Source organism: Stenotrophomonas sp. YJH_SMC_27 (assembly GCF_059369815.1).
The window spans coordinates 257,643-277,920 of the sequence record NZ_JCAFTA010000001.1 but is presented as its reverse complement, the minus strand read 5'-3'; the positions used below and the strand labels follow the sequence as shown (position 1 = coordinate 277,920).

At 66.0% G+C, this 20,278-nt stretch carries 18 protein-coding genes; 9 read left to right on the top strand and 9 right to left on the bottom strand.

The window, feature by feature from the left end; genetic code table 11:
- The first annotated feature begins 67 nt into the window (after window positions 1-67).
- Together AC5P7R_RS01265 and AC5P7R_RS01260 are read left to right on the top strand one after the other, a co-directional pair.
- Window positions 68-703, top strand: coding sequence for a LysE/ArgO family amino acid transporter (locus AC5P7R_RS01265; RefSeq protein WP_019659326.1), 636 nt, complete (start codon window positions 68-70; stop codon window positions 701-703).
- A gap of 167 nt (window positions 704-870) precedes the next feature.
- On the top strand, window positions 871-2,853 hold the full coding sequence (locus AC5P7R_RS01260; RefSeq protein WP_111101826.1) for an alpha/beta hydrolase family protein: 1,983 nt from the start codon (window positions 871-873) through the stop codon (window positions 2,851-2,853).
- A 57-nt stretch (window positions 2,854-2,910) separates the two neighbouring features.
- Here the strand turns inward: AC5P7R_RS01260 and AC5P7R_RS01255 are convergent, their stop codons facing one another.
- The 3 genes from AC5P7R_RS01255 to AC5P7R_RS01245 all read right to left on the bottom strand — a co-directional run bounded on the left by AC5P7R_RS01255 (window position 2,911) and on the right by AC5P7R_RS01245 (window position 6,465).
- Window positions 2,911-4,665 (bottom strand): peptide MFS transporter, encoded by a 1,755-nt coding sequence (locus tag AC5P7R_RS01255; protein ID WP_478436252.1) that lies wholly within the window; start codon window positions 4,663-4,665, stop codon window positions 2,911-2,913.
- Between the two features lie 79 nt (window positions 4,666-4,744).
- Window positions 4,745-5,893, bottom strand: coding sequence for an acetyltransferase domain-containing protein (locus AC5P7R_RS01250; protein WP_227853928.1), 1,149 nt, complete (start codon window positions 5,891-5,893; stop codon window positions 4,745-4,747).
- Window positions 5,894-5,949: 56 nt separating this feature from the next.
- Window positions 5,950-6,465 carry a hypothetical protein gene (locus AC5P7R_RS01245; RefSeq protein ID WP_021203104.1) on the bottom strand — a complete coding sequence of 172 codons (516 nt, stop codon included), beginning with the start codon at window positions 6,463-6,465 and terminating at the stop codon, window positions 5,950-5,952.
- Window positions 6,466-6,793: 328 nt separating this feature from the next.
- Between AC5P7R_RS01245 and AC5P7R_RS01240 the strand changes: the two genes are divergently transcribed.
- The 3 genes from AC5P7R_RS01240 to AC5P7R_RS01230 all read left to right on the top strand — a co-directional run bounded on the left by AC5P7R_RS01240 (window position 6,794) and on the right by AC5P7R_RS01230 (window position 12,425).
- Entirely contained in the window at window positions 6,794-8,758 is a 1,965-nt protein-coding gene (locus AC5P7R_RS01240) for an OPT family oligopeptide transporter (RefSeq protein ID WP_021203105.1), read from the top strand.
- 207 nt (window positions 8,759-8,965) lie between these two features.
- Window positions 8,966-11,044 (top strand): S9 family peptidase, encoded by a 2,079-nt coding sequence (locus AC5P7R_RS01235; protein ID WP_134735530.1) that lies wholly within the window; start codon window positions 8,966-8,968, stop codon window positions 11,042-11,044.
- 136 nt (window positions 11,045-11,180) lie between these two features.
- Window positions 11,181-12,425 (top strand): DUF819 family protein, encoded by a 1,245-nt coding sequence (locus AC5P7R_RS01230; protein ID WP_021203107.1) that lies wholly within the window; start codon window positions 11,181-11,183, stop codon window positions 12,423-12,425.
- An 86-nt stretch (window positions 12,426-12,511) separates the two neighbouring features.
- Here AC5P7R_RS01230 and AC5P7R_RS01225 read toward each other — a convergent pair whose 3' ends face one another.
- From AC5P7R_RS01225 to AC5P7R_RS01205, 5 genes are read right to left on the bottom strand one after another with little or no spacing between them, the layout of a single operon-like run.
- Window positions 12,512-12,991: a hypothetical protein gene (locus AC5P7R_RS01225; protein ID WP_019659319.1), complete on the bottom strand. Its 480-nt coding sequence runs from the start codon at window positions 12,989-12,991 to the stop codon at window positions 12,512-12,514.
- A 46-nt stretch (window positions 12,992-13,037) separates the two neighbouring features.
- Window positions 13,038-13,298, bottom strand: coding sequence for a cell division topological specificity factor MinE (gene minE, locus AC5P7R_RS01220; RefSeq protein WP_005408532.1), 261 nt, complete (start codon window positions 13,296-13,298; stop codon window positions 13,038-13,040).
- 2 nt (window positions 13,299-13,300) lie between these two features.
- The gene (minD, locus tag AC5P7R_RS01215) at window positions 13,301-14,110 is read right to left on the bottom strand and encodes a septum site-determining protein MinD (RefSeq protein ID WP_019659318.1); all 810 of its coding nucleotides are present in this window, start codon (window positions 14,108-14,110) and stop codon (window positions 13,301-13,303) included.
- 37 nt (window positions 14,111-14,147) lie between these two features.
- Complete coding sequence (gene minC / locus AC5P7R_RS01210; RefSeq protein WP_111098266.1) at window positions 14,148-14,987, bottom strand: septum site-determining protein MinC; 840 nt, start codon at window positions 14,985-14,987, stop codon at window positions 14,148-14,150.
- Entirely contained in the window at window positions 14,933-15,529 is a 597-nt protein-coding gene (locus tag AC5P7R_RS01205) for a GNAT family N-acetyltransferase (RefSeq protein ID WP_019659316.1), read from the bottom strand. The genes minC and AC5P7R_RS01205 overlap by 55 nt, the downstream gene beginning before the upstream one ends.
- 151 nt (window positions 15,530-15,680) lie before the next feature.
- Here AC5P7R_RS01205 and AC5P7R_RS01200 point away from each other — a divergent pair, with 151 nt between their 5' ends.
- The 4 genes from AC5P7R_RS01200 (at window position 15,681) to AC5P7R_RS01185 (ending at window position 19,308) form a co-directional block, all read left to right on the top strand.
- Window positions 15,681-16,883 carry a sensor histidine kinase gene (locus AC5P7R_RS01200; RefSeq protein ID WP_019659315.1) on the top strand — a complete coding sequence of 401 codons (1,203 nt, stop codon included), beginning with the start codon at window positions 15,681-15,683 and terminating at the stop codon, window positions 16,881-16,883.
- Complete coding sequence (locus AC5P7R_RS01195; protein ID WP_021203109.1) at window positions 16,883-17,524, top strand: response regulator; 642 nt, start codon at window positions 16,883-16,885, stop codon at window positions 17,522-17,524. The genes AC5P7R_RS01200 and AC5P7R_RS01195 overlap by 1 nt, the downstream gene beginning before the upstream one ends.
- A 234-nt stretch (window positions 17,525-17,758) precedes the next feature.
- Window positions 17,759-18,832, top strand: a complete 1,074-nt coding sequence (locus AC5P7R_RS01190) for a polyketide cyclase (RefSeq protein WP_021203110.1) — start codon at window positions 17,759-17,761, stop codon at window positions 18,830-18,832.
- Window positions 18,833-18,936: 104 nt separating this feature from the next.
- A complete protein-coding gene (locus AC5P7R_RS01185) occupies window positions 18,937-19,308 on the top strand; it encodes a DUF423 domain-containing protein (protein ID WP_019659313.1) in 372 nt (123 codons plus the stop codon).
- 160 nt (window positions 19,309-19,468) lie between these two features.
- Here AC5P7R_RS01185 and AC5P7R_RS01180 read toward each other — a convergent pair whose 3' ends face one another.
- Window positions 19,469-20,278: a M15 family metallopeptidase gene (locus tag AC5P7R_RS01180; protein ID WP_227853925.1), complete on the bottom strand. Its 810-nt coding sequence runs from the start codon at window positions 20,276-20,278 to the stop codon at window positions 19,469-19,471.

Sequence of the window (20,278 nt, the reverse complement as noted above, 5' to 3'; positions counted from 1 at the left end):
GCCCGTTCCGGTGCTGTCCGCCTTCGCGAGGCACCGTCCCCCCAAGCAAGTTAAGGCAGTGAATCCCATGTTCTCGGTCATCTCCGCCAGCACCGGCCTCGGTGCCTGGTTCTCTGGTGCAGCTACCGGCATCGGCCTGTTCGCCGTGGTCGGCGCCCAGAGCGCCTTCATTCTGCGCCAAGGCATCCTGCGCAAGCACATCGTGCCGGTGGTTGCCACCTGTGCGGCCATCGATGCGATCTTCATTTTCGCCAGCGTTGCCGGCCTGCGCACGCTCACCTCGGCGCTGCCGTGGCTGACCAGCGCCGTGCTGTGGACCGGCGTGGCATTCCTGGCCTGGTACGCGATGAAGTCGGCACGCCGTGCGATCGCCGGTGGCGGCGGCATGGGTGAGGCTGACAGCGATGACGGCAGCCGCCGCGCGGTGCTGATGGCCGCAGTCGGCTTTTCGCTGATCAACCCGCACTTCTGGCTGGACATGATGGTGATCGGCTCGATCGCCGAGAACTTCGGCAACGCCCGCATGGCCTTCGCCGCCGGCGTGGTGACCGCCAGCTGCCTTTGGCTGACCGCGCAGGGACTGGGCGCACGCCTGCTGGCGCCGCTGTTCACCAAGCCCAGCACCTGGCGTGTGCTTGACGGCACCATCGCCGTGATCCTCAGCATCCTGGCCCTAACGTTGGCGGTGCGCGGGGTCCACTGACCCGGCGCATGCCCCCCGAACCCACGTCCTGACTCTCTCTCCAAGGTAGTGGTAACGACGGCACCGGCAACGGTGCCGTCGTTTTTTCTGCCGATGTGGCGCGGCAAACGGTCACGTGCCTAGAATCGTGCATCCGGACAGGGTGTCCGGTTTTCCATGGGGGAAGGATGCGCAGGATTGTGCTTGCTGTACTGCTGGGAGCGGTTGTGGGCGGAGCATCGGCGGCGACGCTGGACCTGGATCGCTATCTGCGGCAGGAGTCGTTTACCGACATCAAGATTTCACCGGGGGGCGAGTACATCGCCGCGACGGTTCCGCTGGAGGCCGGGACCGCATTGGCGATCTACCGCATTGCCGACATGAAGATGGTGGGCAGCTTCCGCCCGCCCCGCAACGATCACGCCCACACCTTCGACTGGGTCAGCAACGAGCGGCTTCTGGTCGGCATGGCACAGAAGTTCGGGGTGCTGGAGCGGCCGACGCCGACTGGCGAATTGTTCGGCATCAATGCCAATGGCAAGGGCGGCGAGCTGCTGGTGGGTTACCGGGTTGCCGACCAGAGCCTGGGTACCAACATCAAGGTCAAGCCGGCGGGCCTGGTGGCCGCGTACCTCAGTGATGAACTCAAGGACGACGACCGCAACGCACTGGTGACGGTAATCCCGCTGGTCGGCAGTTCGCATGCACAGGTCGAGCGCATGGACGTGATCACCGGTCGCCGCAATGCGGTGGCACGGGCTCCCATTCCCGATGCGGACTTCACGACCGATGAGCAGGGCGAGGTGCGGTTCGCGCGCGCTGTCGTTACCGACGGCACGCAGAAGCTCTATTACCGCACGGGCAGCAACAGCGACTGGATCCTGCTCAACGATGAATCCCTGAGCAAGCGCATCGAGCTGCCGCTCGGCTTTTCGGCCGATGGTCGCCTGGCGTACCTGCAGGTCGAGCAGGCAGACGGGCCTGACGCCATTGTGAGCTGGGATCCGCACAGCAATGAGCGACGCACCGTGCTGCGCGATGGGACGGCCGACCCTGCGCGCATCATCCGGCGCCCCGGCAGCCGCGTACCGGTCGGGGCGCTGTTCCTTGGCAGTGCACCGCGAACGGCATTCTTCGATGATGCCTCGGACGAAGCCCGCCTTTACCGCAGCCTCGAAGCGGGCCTGGGCGGAGCGGTCTACATCACCTCCAGCACGCGCGATGGCAGGACGGTGCTGGTGGAAACCTGGTCAGGCAGCAACCCAGGCGATTTCTATCTCTATGACACGGTGGCCAAGAGTGCTCGGCACCTGATCAGCCGCAGCGACTGGATCGACCCTGCGCTGGCCGCGCAGGTGCGTCCAATCAGCCTGAAGGCGCGTGACGGGCGTCCGCTGCATGGTTTCCTTACCGTCCCGCATGGCCACGAGGCCGGTGCGCTGCCGATGGTAGTGGTGCCGCACGGAGGCCCGATCGGCGTTGCCGACGACGGCACCTACGACACCGAGGCACAGATGCTGGCGGCGGCAGGCTATGCGGTGTTGCAGGTGAATTTCCGCGGATCTTCCGGCTATGGCCGGGCCCACATGCAGGCTGCGCGCAAGCAATGGGGGCTGTCGATGCAGGATGACGTCACCGATGCCACGCGGTGGGCGATCGACCAGGGCGTGGCCGACAAGAACCGCATCTGCATCTACGGGGCCAGTTACGGTGCCTATGCGGCGATGATGGGGGCGGTGCGCGAACCAGGCCTCTACCAGTGCGTGGCCGGCTACGTCGGCATCTACGATCTGCCGTTGATGTACGCCCGCGGAGATATCCAGAGTGATGAGTCAGGCCTGGCCTACCTGCGCAACTGGCTGGGATCGCCCAAGGATCTGGCAGAGCGTTCCCCGGTGAATCTGGCTGCGCAGGTACGGGTGCCGGTATTCCTGGCCGCAGGTGGCCAGGACCAGCGTGCGCCGATCGTGCACAGCGAACGCATGGAAGCGGCATTGAAGAAGGCGGGTTCGCCGGTGGAAACCCTGTACGTCAGGAACGAAGGGCATGGCTTCTATTCGCCTGCCAACCAACGCACGTACTACAGCAGGTTGCTGGCCTTCCTCTCGCGCAGCCTGGGGGGACAGGTGGCCGCGCAGGCCGCGCCTGCGGAAAAGAGCAGCGCACCCTGAGCACGCCGGGAGCGGCGGATGATCGATCCGCCGCCCCGGATTTCGCCTGCACCGGGCTTACTTGACCCCGTGCATCATCTTCTTCAGCAGCGGCGCGGCAATGAAGGCGGCCAGCGCACAGCCCAAGCCGATCCACATCAGCAGCCAGAACAGGTGCGCATAGGCACCGGCAGCGGCCACCATGTCCAGCGCTTCGCCTTCGGGCACCTCGATCGCCGCCAGCTTGCCGAACAGCGCGGCCAGCGTTTCCGAAAACGCGGTGGCCAGGAACCAGGTGCCCATCATCAGGCTCATCACCCGCGGTACGGCCAGCTGGGTCACCGCCGACAGGCCGACCGGCGACAGGCACATTTCGCCGCTGGCCAGCAGGAAGTAGGCCAGCACCAGCCACCACACGCTGGCCATCTCACCGGTGGCGCCCACCTGCTGCGCGGCCAGCGCCAGCGGTACGAACGACAGCGCGCCGATTACCAGGCCCCAGGCCGATTTCACCGGCTTGCCCGGCTCCCAGCCGCGGCGGTCCATCCAGGTCCATAGCGCGGCGAAGGCCGGCGCCAGCAGCACCAGGAACAGGCCACCCAGGTAGGTCAGCGAGCCTGCGGTCTGCGGGATCACCAGGCAGTCGCGCACCAGCAGCACCAGCATCAGCACGACGATGGCGGCGAAGAACGTGCGCGGCGCAGCCGAGCCCGGGCGCCGTTCCGACAGGCGCGCGCTGACCACGAAGCCGAGCGGTGCCAGCAGCAGCGAGAGAATCGACCACGGCAGCGGCGTGCCGCCGGTGATCACCAGCGAGGGCACGATGTCCTTGGTCAGCAGGCGGTCGGTGAAGGTCACCCACGAGCCGTAGGACTGCTCGTACATCGTGAAGAACACCAGCGCCATGAAGATCAGCACCATCAGCGCGATCATCTGCTGACGCTGCACCGGCGTGCATTTCGTACCGGTGAACCAGGCGAACCAGACCAGCACGCCGCCCAGCACCACCAGCATCAGCATCAGCGCCAGGCTGATTTCACCGCCCAGCGCGAACGCGCCATTGCCGGCGGCCCACATCAGCCAGGCGACCGGCAGCACACCGAGCATCGCGCACAGGTAGATCAGCCATTCGCGCGGCAGGCCCAGCACCTTCTGTTTCAGCGCTGCCGGCTGCGGCGGTTCGGCGTGGCCCTGCAGGTATTTCTGGCCCCACAGGAACATTGCCAGGCCGGCCAGCATGCCGACGCCGGCCGCACCGAATCCATACTTCCAGCCGTAGGCCTCACCAAGGAAGCCGCACACCAGCGATGAGAACAGCGCACCGAGGTTGATGCCGGCGTAGAACAGCGAGAAGCCCGAATCGCGGCGCGGATCGTCCTTGGCGTACAGCTTGCCGACGATGGTGGAGATGTTCGGCTTGAGGAAGCCGACGCCCATGATGATCAGCGCCAGCGACAGGTAGGTCACCGCCAGTGCCGAGGTGTCGCGCACCACTTCGCCGTTCACCCGGTAGGCTGCATGGCCCTCGAAGGCCATGCCGAGGTGGCCGAGCACCAGCAGGATGCCGCCGAACAGCACCGCCCGGCGCATGCCCAGCCAGCGGTCGGCCAGCATGCCGCCGAACACCGGGATGCAGTACACCAGGCCGCCGTAGGCGCCGAGCAGGTCCAGGCCGGCCTTGTCGCCGAACAGGTGGTATTTGGTCAGGTACAGCAGCAGCAGCGCCTTCATGCCGTAGAAGGAGAAGCGCTCCCACATTTCAGTGAAGAAGCAGACGTAGACGCCCTTGGGGTGGCCCAGGAAATCGTCGGAAGCGATAGCGGTGGAATTCATCGCGGAATTATAGGCCTGTGGCCCGATCCGCTTTCAGTGGATCCACGCCATGCGTGGATTGCCGGACTGGTCTGGGCGATCACAGGTATCGCAACCACGGCAGATCGCGCCTTCGCGCTTTGAACCGCGCGAAGGCCCGCGTCGGCGGGTACAGCACCACCGCCAGCGCACAGGCCACCAGCAGCAGGCCGGTCACCGAATCCAGTGCGTACAGGTCACCGTGCGTCGGTCCCCAGATCGCCAGCGCGGCCAGGTACAGCCCCTTCAGCACATACAGGTGCAGCAGGTAGAAGAACATCGGCGCGGCGCCGATATCGGCCAGCGGGCGCAGCGCAAGCGCCAGGGGCGGCCATTCGTATAGGCGCAGCAACAGCAGGCCCACGCCCAGGGTCAGCAGCAGGAACTGCAATGACGGCGGGTACTTGGTGATGTTGAGGATGCTCAGCCAGGTGCGCAGCGTGGTGGTCTGGTACTGCCACGGTGCATCCCCGTACTGGTTGGCGAACCGCAGCAGTGCGAACAGGGCCAGCGCGCCGATGCCTGCCCACAGCAGCCAGCGCTGGCGCTGCTCTGGCGCGCGCTCGCGACCGAACCACGGCCCCATCAGGTAGCCCAGTGCGATCACCCCGATCCACGGCAGCAGCGGATAGGACGTGCGCAGGCGCAGCGCACCGGCCTCGATCCAGTCGCGCTGGTGCAGCACTTTCCACAGCACCGCCAGCAGGCCATTGCCTTGCACCCGTAAGCCGTCGAACAGGTTGTGCCCGGCCACCACCGCGATTGCCAGCACCAGCAGGGCCGGGAGTGGCAGCCAAAGCAGCCCGGCCAGCGCGATCATGCTCAGCCCGATGGCCCAGATCACCTGCAGGTACAGCGTGTCCGGCGGCAGCTGGAAGGTCCAGGCGAAGTTCACCAGGGTCAGTTCCAGCACGACCAGGAACAGCCCGCGCTTGAGCAGGAAGGCTGCGGTGGCCCGGCGCGGATCCGCCTGGCGCTGGCCGTACAGCCAGGCCGACAGGCCGGTCAACAGGACGAACACGGGCGCACACAGGTGCGCCAGCAGACGGCAGGTGAACAGCGCAGGGGAGACCGTCCCCGCGTCCATCGGGTCGCTTACCTGGTGCTGCAGGAAGAAGGTCTCGCGCACGTGGTCGAGCAACATCAACAGCATCACGGTGCCGCGCAGCTGGTCGATGGAGGCAAGGCGGAGGGAGGGGGAAGAGGCCACGTGGGATGTTCGACCGGCGTGACAGGATATAACATAACGTTCTGCTGCGTAGCCCGTCAGGGTTGGCAGACAGCTGCGCTCCAACCCGTCCGCTTGTCGTACCTGATGGGGATCACCCGAGTCGATCCGTCAGGCGCAGCTTTCAGGCAGAACTTCGCCGTGTAGCCCCTGATTGGGCCATTGGTGGGAGCGTTGAGGTAGACCTCGTACAAGGTTGCAGGAATCAATGGCTGTGGAGAAGTGCGCAGCGTGGCCGAGGCTGGCAGATCGCCGTAGACGATGCACTGGCCCGGTGCCAAAGGCTCTACGGGAGTCAGGTCGTACATGAACGACCATGCCTTCACCGTGTCGTGGTGATACACGATCACCGCTTGCAGGATACGGGGCGATCGGACCCATTCCAGTGCCCGCGGCGGCAGGCCGAAACAAGGTATTCCTTCCCGATCCTCGATCACCGCGGTGCCGAACCCGCTGTAGGCGTTGACGTTGCCTATACCCAGCAGCAGGCACAGCATCGCGCCCGCTGCAACGAGGAGGGCACGCATCATCGTGATCAATGGTGCGTCTGCCATGCGGTCTCCTTGCCGACGTTGTGTTGGTGGCAGTGCACGGTGTTGGATTCCGGGAATCGACTCAAGCAGGTGCTGAATCGCAAACCCCCCCGCCTGGCGCGCATCGCCCGATGGGCCGGGGGCGTCGGGGGATTGGGGTCAAGGGCCCCCCCGCTCCGACGCACCGGTGCCCTGTGCACAACTTGGTCAAACACGACACATCTGAAGGGGCCAGGGGCCTGCTAGGGCGCAGCGCTGGGCGAGGGCTTGCCAGCCGGTACCAACCGCACTGGACTTGCCGCCCCCTGAACGCTAGCGTGGCAGGGATTTTTTGCCAGCAGGGGCTTCCATGAACCACGACGCTGCGCCCAAGCAGCTCACCTTCCGCGCAGTGGCCCTGGCCATCGTGCTGGCGGTGGTGCTGTCGGCCGCAAACGCCTACCTCGGCCTGTTCGCAGGCCTGACCATCGCCACCGCCATTCCCGCCGCGGTGATTTCCATGGGCGTGCTGCGCCTGCTGGGCGGTGGCTCCATCCTTGAAAACAACATCGTGCAGACCGGCGCTTCGGCCGGTTCGTCGATCGCCGCCGGCGTGATCTTCACCATCCCCGCGCTGGTGATCATGGGCTACTGGCCGGACTTCAAGTACTGGTGGGTGCTGGGCATCGCCGGCCTCGGCGGCCTGCTGGGCGTGCTGTTCTCGGTGCCGCTGCGCCGTTCGATGATCGTCGAAGATCCGCTGCCGTTCCCGGAAGGCAAGGCGGCGGCCGAAGTGCTCAAGGCCGGCGAGAACCCGGGCCCGGGCCTGAAGATCCTCGGCCTGTCGGCGGTGATCGGCGCCTTCGTCAAGCTGGCCGCGGAAAGCGGGATGCGCCTGATTCCAGATGCCTGGGCCACCTCGGCCTATGTCGGCAGCTCCAAGGTCACCGCCTTCATCGGTACCAACCTGTCACCGGCGTTGCTGGGCGTGGGCTACATCGTCGGCCTCAACGTCGGCATCGTGGTGGTGTCCGGTTCGATCCTGACCTGGCACATCGCCATCCCGATCTACCAGGCGTTCTTCATGAACACCGATCCGGCGCTGGCCGCGTCGGTTGCCGCGGCTTCGTCCACCGAGGCGGCGTTCGCCATCTGGGGCGCGAAGATGCGCTACCTGGGTGTCGGCGCGATGCTGATCGGTGGCATCTGGACCCTGATCTCGCTGCGCAAGTCGCTGCTCAACGGCGTCAAGAGCGGCTTTGCCGCCGCCCGCAAGAGCGGTGGCCCGGTGCTGGCGCATACCGAGCGCGACCTGCCGATGAAGTGGATGCTGGTTGCCCTGGTGGCGTTCGTGCTGCCGCTGCTGGCCCTGTACCAGGCCATCGTCGGCCAGTGGCACGTGTCGATCCCGATGACCCTCATCATGATCGTCGCCGGCTTCCTGTTCGTGTCGGTCTCGGCCTACCTGGCCGGCCTGATCGGTTCGTCCAACAACCCGGTCTCGGGCATCACCATCTCCACCATCCTGTTCGCCTCGGCCGTGCTGGTCGTGCTGCTGGGCGCTGACGGCCTCAAGCCGGTCGGTGCCGGCGGGGCGCCGCTGGGCGCGGTGGCCGCGATCATGATCGGTGCGGTGGTGTGCTGTGCCGCTGCGGTCGGTGGTGACAACCTGCAGGACCTCAAGGCCGGTTACATCGTCGGTGCCACCCCGTGGAAGCAGCAGCTGATGCTGGGCATCGGTGCGTTCTCGTGCGCGCTGATCATGGCCCCGGTACTGAACCTGCTGGCCACTGCCTACGGCATCGGCGTGAAGTCCGAGCTGCACCCGAACGCGCTGGCTGCGCCGCAGGCCAACCTGATGGCCTCGGTGGCCAAGGGCCTGTTCGGTGGTGAACTGCCGTGGACCTTCATCGGCATCGGTGCTGTGGTCGGCGCTGCCATCATCGCCTTCGACAGCTGGCTGAAGTCCCGCAACGCGCGCTTCCGCGTGCCGGTGCTGGCCGCCGCCATCGGCATCTACCTGCCGCTGGAACTGATGGTGCCGATCTTCCTCGGCGGCCTGATCGCCCATCTGGTCGAGCGCTTCCACAGGGTGCGCGCCGATGACGAAGAAGGCCGCGACCGCGTGCACAAGCCGGGCGTGCTGTTTGCCGCCGGCCTGATCACCGGTGAGGCACTGATGGGCATCGCCATCGCGATTCCGATCGTGGTCAGCAGCCGCGCCGATGTGCTGGCAGTGCCGTTCCACCTGCCGGGCGCACAGTGGATCGGCCTGGCCGTGCTGTTCCTGGTCGGCTGGCTGATCTACCGCACCGGCAAGTACGCCAAGGCGTAAGGGACGGGTAGTGCCGACCGCTGGCCGGCAATCCCGGAATCCCGTGATACCCCTGGTTGCCGGCCAGCGGCCGGCAGTACCGCAAACCCCGCTTCGGCGGGGTTTGCTGTTTATGGCGATTGCCCGCCTGCAGCCATGACCGATGGCCTTGGCAGCCCCGGCCATGCGGGCCTACCATCGGTTTTTTGCCGTCCTGCGGAGACCCCGATGAAACTGCGTCATGCCCTGCTGCCACTGAGCCTGCTGGCCGCCCTGCCCAGTGTTGCCGCTGCCCGTGGCCTGGAAGTCCGCGACATGGTGGCGATGGACCGCGTTTCCGCGCCGGTGCTGACCGCAGACGGTGGCACCGTGGTGTTCGCCAAGCGCAGCGTGGACGCCAACCTGAAGGCCTCCACCGCGCTGTTCGCGCGCAACCTGCGCACCCGCGACGCAGCGCCGCCGAAGCAGATCACCCCGGCCGGCTGGAACGTCAATTCCGCCTCGCTGTCGGCCGATGGCCAGACGGTGTATTTCCTGAGCGCCAAAAACGGCAGCCAGCAGCTGTACGCGCAGCCTATCAACGGCGGTACTCCGCGCCAGCTGACCGACTTCCCGGTCGACGTGGACAGCTACCACGTGTCGCCGCAGGACGACCGCGTGTTGTTCAGCGCCGGCGTGTTCCAGGCCTGCGCCTCGGACCTGGCCTGCACCGAGAAGAAGCTGAAGGAAAAGAAGGACGCCAAGGCCAGCGGCCAGGTATGGGATTCGCTGTTCGTGCGCCACTGGGACACCTGGAACGACGGCCGCCGCAACACCCTGTTCGTCGCTCCGCTGCCTGCGGCCAAAGCCGGTGCAGTCAAGGGCGCCTCGGCACTGAGCGCGACCATCGATGGTGATGCGCCGTCCAAGCCGTTCGGCGGCAATGATGACTTCGCGTGGTCGCCGGATGGCGCCAACGTAGTGGCCAGCATCCGTGTGGCCGGCAAGCAGGAACCGTGGTCGACCAACTTCGATCTGTACCGCTTCGACGCCGCGGGCAAGCAGGCGCCGGTCAACCTGACCGCCTCCAACCCGGCCTGGGATGCCGGCCCGGTGTTCAGCGCCGACGGCAAGACGCTGTTCTATCGTGCGATGAAGCGCCCGGGCTTCGAGGCCGACCGCTTCGGCCTGATGGCGATGGACCTGGCCAGCGGCAAGACCCGCGAGATCGCGCCGCAGTGGGACCGTTCGGCGGGCGGCATCACCCTGTCCGCCGACGGCGCCAGCATCTACACCACCGCCGACGACCTCGGCGAGCATCCGCTGTTCCAGATCGACGTGGCCAGCGGCAAGGCCACCAAGCTGGTTGGCGACGGCAGCGTGACCTCGGTCGATGTGGCCGGCAACAGCGTGGCGATCACCCGCAACAGCCTGAAGAGCAACGACCAGGTGCTGGTCGGACTGCTGCCGGCCGCAGGCCAGCCGATCGGCGAACTGCGCGCGCTGACCCCGGCTGCTGGCGACGTACTCAAGGACGTGTCCTTCGGCGACTACGAACAGTTCGAGTTCAAGGGCTGGAACAACGACACCGTGCATGGCTACGTGGTCAAGCCGCACAACTATCAGGAAGGCAAGTCCTACCCGGTGGCGTTCCTGATCCATGGCGGCCCGCAGGGCAGCTTCGGCAATGGCTGGAGCTACCGCTGGAATCCGCAGACCTATGCGGGCCAGGGCTACGCGGTGGTGATGATCGACTTCCACGGCTCCACCGGCTACGGCCAGGCGTTCACCGATGCGATCAGCCAGCACTGGGGCGACCGCCCGCTGGAAGACCTGCAGAAGGGCTGGGATGCGGCGCTGAAGAAGTATTCCTTCCTCAACGGTGACAAGGCCTGTGCGCTGGGCGCCAGCTACGGCGGCTTCATGGTCAACTGGATCGCCGGCAACTGGAACAGCCCGTTCAAGTGCCTGGTCAACCACGACGGCGTGTTCGACCAGCGCATGATGGGCTACGCCACCGAAGAACTGTGGTTCACCGAGTGGGAGCAGGGCGGCACGCCGTACCAGAAGGCCGCGAACTACGAGAAGTTCAACCCGGTCAACCACGTGGCGGACTGGAAGAAGCCGATCCTGGTCATCCACGGCCAGCAGGACTTCCGCATCCCGGTCGAGCAGGGCCTGGCCGCGTTCACCGCCGCCCAGCGCCAGGGCATCGAATCGAAATTCCTGTACTTCCCGGATGAAAACCACTGGGTGCTCAAGCCGAACAACAGCATCCTGTGGCATGACACCGTCAATGCCTGGCTGAAGCAGCACATCGGCAACTGATGGTTGCGGCGCCGCTCTCCGGGGCGGCGCTTCTGTTTCACCATCTGCTTTACCGGTGGGTGCCGACCGTTGGTCGGCACACCTTATCTGCCGCCAACAGCAGCCGGCCAGCGGCCGGCTCTACCAGAGCGCCTGCATGCCTTCGACTGCCCTGATCCAGAACGACATCGTCGTCTTCGGTTTGATCGCCGCCACGCTCGGCGCCGTTTTCTGGACCGCCTCGCGCGAGCAGGGCCTGTGGAAACGCTTCTACACCTTCGTGCCGGCGCTGCTGCTGTGCTACCTGATTCCCGGCATCTACAACACCGTCGGCCTGATCGACGGGCAGAGCACCCGGCTCTACAACCCGATCGCACGCGACATCCTGCTGCCGGCGGCGCTGATCCTGCTGACCCTGGCGGTGGACATCAAGGGCATCCTGCGGCTGGGCCCGAAGCTGGTGCTGATGTACCTGGGGGCATCGGCCAGCATCATGCTCGGGGCGGTCGTGGCCTTCCTGCTGATGCGCGCCGTGCATCCGGAAACCGTGGCCGGTGACACCTGGGCCGGCATGGCTGCGTTGGCCGGCAGCTGGATCGGTGGTGGCGCCAACATGCTGGCGATGCGCGAAGTGTTCGACGTCAACGCGACCACCTTCGGCCAGTTCGCCGTGGTCGACGTGGGTGTCGGTTATGTGTGGATGGCGGCGCTGATCTTCCTCGCCGGTCGTGCGGCGAAGATCGATGCACGCAGTGGCGCCGATACCTCGGCCATCGATGAACTGAAGGAGCGCATCGCGCGCTTCCAGGCCGAGCATGAGCGCATTCCCAGCCTCACCGATCTGATGCTGATCGTGGCCGTGGCCTTCGGTGGCGTCGGACTGGCACACGCGATCGGTGCGCCCTTGGCGGCGTGGTTCAAGGCAAATGTCAGCTGGGCCGCGCAGTTCAGCCTGGACGCACCGTTCGTGTGGGTGGTGGTGCTGTCGACCACGCTGGGCCTGAGCCTGAGTTTCACCCGCGCACGCAACCTGGAAGGCGCGGGTGCCTCGCGTCTGGGTTCGTTGCTGCTGTACTTCCTGATCGCCTGCATCGGCATGCAGATGGATCTGCTGGCGTTGCTGGACCGCCCGTGGCTGTTCCTGCTCGGCCTGATCTGGATCGCCGTGCACATCGTGCTGCTGTGGTGCCTGGGCAAGCTGCTGAAGGTGCCGTTCTTCTATTTCGCCATCGGTTCGCAGTCGAACATCGGTGGCCCGGCCTCGGCGCCGGTGGTGGCCGCCGCGTTCCATCCGGCGCTGGCGCCGGTGGGCGTGCTGCTGGGCACGATGGGCTATGCCACCGGCACCTACCTGGCCTACATCGTCGGTATTACCCTGCGCGCGCTGGCCGGGCAGGGCTGATGGGGTGGTGCCGGCCGCTGGCCGGCAACCTCATGAACCCGTGAAGCATCACCTGGTTGCCGGCCAGCGGCCGGCACTACCGAGCGTTACGCCACCGGCAACCCGCGTTCGATCAACCACGCCTTCGCGTCTTCGGCGTCCTGTTCGAACCATGCCTGTGTAGACCCCAGCCGATACGTGTACCCCCAAGCGTCCATGTCGGCCATCAACCGCGCGCTGCCAACACCCGGCAGCTGCCCGGCCAGCACGATCTGCAGGTAGCAGGTGGCATCTTCCTCGGCCACCGAGTCGGTGGCGTCGGTATGCACCTGCGCACGCCGCTCCGGCGGCAGCACGATCAGGTGGCAGGCTTCGTGCAGCATCGAATGCACGGGCGTGTCGTCGCGCACGTACACGTTGCTGGCGATGATGCCGGCCTCTGGCTCGCCCCAGTAACTGCCGGGAATCGGTTCGCCGGGCGCCACGTGGTGCAGCCGCAGGCCATGCGCGGCGAGCAGGCGCTGCGCGTCGGCGAAGGCGATGTCGCCCACGCAGGTGATGCCCACGGTGGTTGTCGTATCGGTCATGCAGGTCACGCAGCCCCGCCCATGCAGGCACGGGCGGGGCGGGGGATCAGGGTTTGTCCGGGCCTTCAGGCAGCGCCACGGAGATGTCCAGCACGTCGTGCTGGCCATCCTTCACCAGGTCGACCTTCACCGCATCGACGTCGATGTTCACGTACTTCTTGATCACTTCCAGCAACTCGCGCTGCAGCAGGGGCAGGTAGTCCGGGCCACCGCGGTGGCTGCGTTCCTGCGCGATGATGATCTGCAGGCGGTTCTTTGCGGTTTCGGCGGTGGTCTTCTTCGCTTTGAGGAAATCGAACAGGCCCATGCTTACCCTCCGAACAGCTTGCTGAAGAAGCCCTTCTTCTCCACGGTGGTGAAGCGCATCGGCCGCTCCTCGCCAAGGATGCGCGCGACAGCGTCCTCATAGGCCTGGCCGGCTGCGGATTCGACATCCAGGATGACCGGCTCGCCCTTGTTGGAGGCATTGAGCACGTCACCCGACTCGGGGATCACGCCGATCGCCTTCAGCCCCAGCACTTCCTCGACGTCGGCAATGCTGAGCATCTCGCCGGTTTCCACGCGCAGCGGGGTATAGCGGGTCAGCAGCAGGAACGCGGGCACGTTCTGCCCGGATTCGGCCTTGTGGGTCTTCGAATCCAGCAGCCCGATGATGCGGTCGGAGTCGCGCACGGAGGACACTTCCGGGTTCACCACCACCACGGCGCGGTCGGCGAAGTACATCGCCAGGAAGGCACCCTTTTCGATACCCGCCGGCGAGTCGCAGATGATGTAGTCGAAGCCGTCGGCGGCCAGGTCCTTCAGAACCTTGCCCACGCCTTCCTGGGTCAGTGCGTCCTTGTCGCGGGTCTGCGAGGCGGCCAGCACGTACAGGTTGTCGAAGCGCTTGTCCTTGATCAGGGCCTGTTTGAGGGTGGCTTCGCCGTGCACGACGTTGACGAAGTCGTACACCACGCGGCGTTCGCAGCCCATGATCAGGTCGAGGTTGCGCAGGCCGACGTCGAAGTCGATCACCGCCACCTTCTTGCCGCGCCTCGCCAGGCCACAGGCCAGGCTCGCGCTGGAAGTGGTCTTGCCCACGCCGCCCTTGCCGGAGGTGACTACGATGATTTCAGCCAAAGGACTTCTCCTGGTTCTGCATTAGTTTGGAGCTGCGTCAGTCCAGCGCAGCGATCTTGACCTGGTCCTGTTCCAGCCATACCTGCACGGCCTTGCCGCGCAGGTTGTCCGGGACATCGTCCAGTACCTTGTAGTGGCCTGCAATGGCCACCAGTTCCGCATGGAAATCACGGCAGAAGATGCGTGCCGCGGTGTTGCCCTGGGCCCCTGCCAGCGCGCGGCCGCGCAGGGTGCCGTAGATATGGATGCTGCCGTCGGCGATGACTTCGGCGCCGGCGCCGACGGTAGCCATCACGGTGAGGTCGCAGTTTTCAGCGTACAGCTGCTGGCCCGAGCGTACGTTGCCCAGCTGCATGCGGCCCGGCTGCGGTGCCGCAGCGCCGGCAACCCTGGCTGTCGGCGCGGCCGGCGCCGGCTTCGGTTCGGCGCGCGCTGCGCGGCGCGGTTCCGGAGCGGGCGGGGGCGGCTCGGCCTCGGCTCGCTCGTACTGGGCGCGGAACTTGGCCAGCAGCGGCAGTCCGAGCTGCTGCGAGAGCAGGTCGACCGCGCTGGTGCCATAGGCCAGCGCCACCGGCAGCACGCCGGCGCTGCGCAGGCCATCGACCAGCGCTTGCGCCGTGGCCACGTCCGGTACCTGGCTCAGGCCGCCGAAGTCGAGGATCACCGCGGCGCGGCCGAACAGCTTCGGCGCCCGGGTAACGCGTTCGCGCATTTCCTGCACGAGGCGTTCGACGTCAAGCGTACGGATGCGCAGGTTGGCGATGCCCACCTGGCCGATCTTCAGTTCACCGGCCTGTTCGTAATCGAAATTCACCGCCACGCTCAGGTCCCCGTCGGCCGCTGTGCCTGCGCCGGCAGCTGCCGGGCACGTGTCCATGCAACATCCGGCAGCTTGCCGCCGTAGGTCTCCTTCACCCACGGGTAGCTGCACAGTTCCTTGGCCAGCATGCTGGCGCGCACATCGACCTGCGGCATGGTGTTCTGGCCCAGCTCGCGGAAGCCGAAGCTGCCGTGGAAGAGCAGGGCGGCATCGGCGCCATGGTCGAGGAAGACCTCGCAGGTCATCTGCGGGTAGCGCAGCTCGGCGAAGCTCTGCGCATCGGCATAGAACGCGCGACCGACGCCACCACCACGGCGGCGGCTGGCAACCACGATGCGGTCGATATAGAAGAACGGGGCGTCCAGCTGCTGCTTGAACCAGGCAAAGTTGCTGCTGTCGTGCTGGCTGTCGCTGCCGAAGCCGATCAGGAAGCCGGCAAGGTTGCCGTCGCGCTCGGCGACGCGGAAATACTCAGCGGTTTCATAGAACAGGCGCAGGCGGGCCGCATCCAGGGGAAGGATGGCCAGGCCAGCGTTGTTGTTCAAAGCCAGGACGGAATCGAGCTCGTGCTCGCGCACGTCGCGGATGACAATCGACATTGTGACTCCGTGGGGTAACGCGGTTGGTCCGTCAGGGGACCCTGCGCACGATTATTGCATGCCCGGGGTGGGCTGCGGCATGAACAGGGGGGCGCGGATGCATGACTTCCGTGGGAGTGCGCGACGCAGGCCGGGCCCGTAGAGTGCTGGCATGTTGGGAGTCCTCAGCCATACCCGCGTTCTCCGTCTGGCCGGCCTGTTCACCTGGGTCATGGTCGGCCTGCCATTGGCGTATTCGCAGTTCGAGAACCTGCACAGCCGCAGCGATATGGGCGGCTGGGCGATCCTGCTGTTTGTCGCCTACCTGTCCTTCGGCGCGGCGTACTATTGGCTGACCCGCCTGCTGCGCAGCGACAGCGGCAGCCACACCAGCTGGCTGGACCGCGGCCTGCTGCTGCTGCTGACGGTCTCGGCGCTGGGCGTCAGTTTCCTCAGCGGCTCGGGCCTTGGCAGCATCCTGATGATGGTGGCTGCCGGCGTCATTCCGTGGATGCTTTCGGTACGCCTGTGCGTGCTGTGGCTGCTGGTCAGCCAGCTGGCGGTGGCGCCGGTCTATTACCTGCTGCTGCGCTTCCCGCTGTTCGAAGCGGTGATGCAGTCGTTGCTGTATGGCGGCTTTTCCATGTTCATCTTCGTGACCAGCCTTGTTGCGAGACAGCAGACCGAGGCCCGCGACGAACAGCGCAGGCTCAATTCAGAGCTGCGCGCCACCCGTGCCCTCCTGGCCGAGAGCGCCCGCGTCAACGAGCGCACCCGTATTTCGCGGGAGCTGCATGACCTTCTGGGGCATCAGCTGACCGCGCTGACCCTGAACCTGGAAGTGGCAGGCCACCTGGCCGAAGGCCAGGCGCTGGACCACGTGAAGCGCTCGCATGCCCTGGCCAAGCTGCTGCTGGGCAACGTGCGCGAGGTGGTCAGCCAGCTGCGCGAGACCGGTGCCATCGATCTGGCCGCGGCGCTGCGCCCGCTGACCGAGAACGTGCCCTCGCTGGACATCCAGCTGGACATCGAGGATCCACTGAACGTGGAGGACCCGCAGCGGGCCCACGTGCTGCTGCGGTGTACCCAGGAGATCATCACCAACGCGGTGCGCCATGCCGGTGCCCGCCACCTGTGGATCAAGGTGTACCGTGAAGCCCCCGACCAGGTGGTGGTGGAGGCCCGCGACGACGGCGTCGGCGCGGATACGGTCAATGTGGGCAATGGCTTGCGCGGCATGCGCGAGCGACTGCAACAATGTGGCGGCCAGCTGCAGGTCGAGACCCGGCCCGGTGAAGGCTTCCGGCTGCGGGCGACGGTACCGGCAACGGTGCTGGTGGCCGCCCTTACCAAGGTTCCTGAAGGAGTGCGTTGATGATTCGCGTCTGCCTGGTCGACGACCAAACCCTGGTGCGGCAGGGAATCCGCTCCCTGCTGGCGCTCGACGACGGCATCGAGGTGGTGGCCGAGGCCGGCGACGGCCGCCAGGCGGTGGAGCTGATACCGCAGGTGCGACCGGACGTGGTGCTGATGGACATGCGCATGCCGGTGATGTCCGGGCTGGAGGCGCTGCAGGTCCTGTCGCGTCAGGACCTGCTGCCGCCGACCATCATCCTCACCACTTTCGACGATGACCAGCTGGTGCTGGCCGGGCTTAAGGCCGGCGCCAAGGGTTACCTGCTCAAGGACGTGACCCTGGCACAGCTGGTCGGTGCCATCCGCACCGTGGCCGACGGCGGTTCGCTGGTGCAGCCGGCCGTGACCCAGCGGCTGCTGTCCGGCCTGGAGCACATGCGCAACGAGTTTGTCAGCCTGGACCGTCCGGACCCGTTGACCGACCGCGAGACCGAGATCCTGCGCCTCATGGCCAGCGGCTTCTCCAACAAGGAGATTGCCAATTCGCTGGGGGTGGCCGAAGGCACCATCAAGAACCACGTGTCCAACATCCTTTCCAAGCTGGGCGTGCGCGACCGTACCCGCGCCGTATTGAAGGCGTTCGAGCTGCAGCTGGTGTGAAGAAATTCTTTTCAGGACAATGACTTGAGGTCCATTCATGGCCCTCCGGCGGGGTTGCCCCCTACTTCAGGGGCGTCGGTATGCGGTACCCTTCGATTTCTTTGTCCATACAAATACGCAGCCGGCACGGAAACCGGTGCGCCAATCCCGATAAACAATGCCCGCGAAGCCTGCTAGGATTGGCGCTTCGCTTCAATCAACCCGGCCGTGGGATCGGCCCCGGAGACTCTCTGAATGACCCGTATTATCGAGTTCCTGATCGCCTTGGGGATCGTGGCTGGCCTGTTCGTCATCATTGGCGTATGTCTGCCGGGCGAGCGTCACATCACCGAAAGCATCGAGACCAACCGCAAGATGACGATCGTGTACGACACGGTCAGCAGCCTGCGCCGCTTCAAGGACTGGAACCCGCTGGTACTGCGCGATCCCGCCGTTGAACTGAAGCTGTCCGGCCCGGCCTCCGGCGTCGGTGCCACCCTCGACTTCACCTCCAAGGACCTGGGCACCGGTTCCTGGAAGATCACCGAAGCCGAAGAGAACAAGCGTGTTGCGATCGCCATCGATGACGCCACCAAGGGTCACGACAAGATCACCACCTTCACCCTGGAGCCGACCGGCAAGGGTGGCCGTAACGTCAAGATCACCCAGGACTACTCGGTGAAGTACGGCTTCGACCTGTTCGGCCGTTATGCCGGCCTGTATGTCAGCCGCCAGATCGGCGACGACATCAAGATGGGCCTGTCGCGCATGGCCAACATGCTGGCCACCGTCCCGAACGTCGACTACCGCACGCCGGAAGCCCCGCTGACCGATCTGGGCATCGTCGATGTGCCGGCTGAGGACCTGCTGGTCGTCAACGCCGGTAACGTGGACCGCGGTCAGGACACGATCACCAAGTCCATCAAGGACAACCAGGAGTGGATCAAGCGCGTGATGGAGGCCAATGGCCTTGAAGCCGCCGGTCCGTTCCGCATCATCACCACCGACTTCGGCCAGGAGAAGTACGCCTTCGACATCGCCCAGCCGGTGAAGAAGAAGGGTGCTGAAGGTGCCACCGCTGAAGAGCTGACCGTCAAGATCGACGGCGGCGCGCCGGTCAAGTACGTGCATGTGGCTCCGCACCGTTCGGCGCATGCGGCCTACACCGGCCACATGGCGGGTCTTGACGTGGCCCGCAACGGCCTGCGTGCCTGGGCGGTGACCTCCGGCAACGAAGTGATCGACCGTCCGTACGAAACCTGGAAGGACGGCATCGACAAGTCGTTCACCCCGGAAGGTACCTACGACATCTACTGGGCCGTCAAGTAAGCTTCGGCTGACCCATGTAGTGCTGGACACGAAAACGCGCCGCTCATTGCGGCGCGTTTTTTTTTCATCTGGCGCCCGGCAAGGGCGCTGCGCAAGGAGCCCACATGTTCAATCTCGAACGTCGCGCACGTAAGCCTTCGCTGCTGGCCTGCCTGGGGGCACTGCTGGCCGCCGCCTCGATCGGCCTGTCCGCCTATGCATCGCATGGCGTGGCTGATCCGCTGGCGCAGCAGCATCTGAACATGGCGGCGCTGTATGCGTTCGCGCACGGTGCGGTGCTGGTGGCGCTGGGGCCGCGCGCGCAGGGAGCGATCGCGCACCTTGCGCTGTACGTGCTGCTGCTGGGTGTGCTGTTGTTTTCCGGCAGCCTGGTGGGTGGTGCGCTGTGGCAGTGGCCGACGCGGATGGCACCGATCGGTGGCACCAGCATGATGGCCGGATGGGTGTTGCTGGCGATCAATGCGTTGAGGCGGTGACGGCAGCGGAGATCGGCCAAGCACGACACCGCTGCGCCGTCAGCTTCTGTAGAGCCGAGCCATGCTCGGCTTCGAGCGAAGCGACCCGCTTTTGTCTTTGCTCTCTTGTTCCATCCTGCGGCCATGCACTGATTGCCCACAGGCTTTCGCCACGAGGGGCTCAGTCGTTGGCCGGTCTCCAGCACCAGTGCCAGGGTTCGTAGACGATGCCGTGCGGGTTGTCGCGTGGGTAACTCAGATGGAAGCCATGCCCGCCGGCATGCACCTGCAGCCAGGCGAACGCGTCGGTGGCTTCGAACGATTCTTCGGCCGGCGCATCGCCAGGTGTGCCGATGTCCAGCGCGTAGCCGCTGTGGTGTTCGCTGAAACCCGGGGCGGCATTGACCTTCAGGATCTCTGCCACGCTCAAGCCGCGCGCCAGCTTCCGCTCGAAGATGCCCAACTGGTAGGCATGGCTGCGGAAGCCGGAGATGGCGTCCAGCGCAATTCCATCCTGTGCCGCGTGCAGTCGCATCCGCCGCCAGCCCTGCGCGGCGGCACAGTGCAGCCACAACGGGCGGGCGAAGCGGTCGCGGCCGGCGAAGTGCAGCAGGCAGGGTTCGGGTTCGAGCGGCAGCCCGCTGTCGCCGGCATAGCGCTGTGCATCCAGGCCAAGCTGCTGCAGGCGCTGCTGCAGGCCTGCCAGTGGCAACCACTGATCCTCCAGCACGGCGCCGAACGGACGCGCCGCTGCTGCATCCAGCAGCGCCAATGCGTCCTCCACCCCTGGCTCGCGTGCCAGGCGCGGCACCATGGCATGAACCCCGCGCGCCAGTACCGCCGCGAGGTAGCGGCCATCGCGCTTGCGCCGCAGCACCCAGTGTGCCTGCGACAGCAGGCGTGCATCCAGGTTGCTGCGTGCACGCAGCAGGTGCGCGGGCCACAGCTCGATGGCCTCGGTGTTGATCAGCAGGGGGGCGCGTCGTTGCAT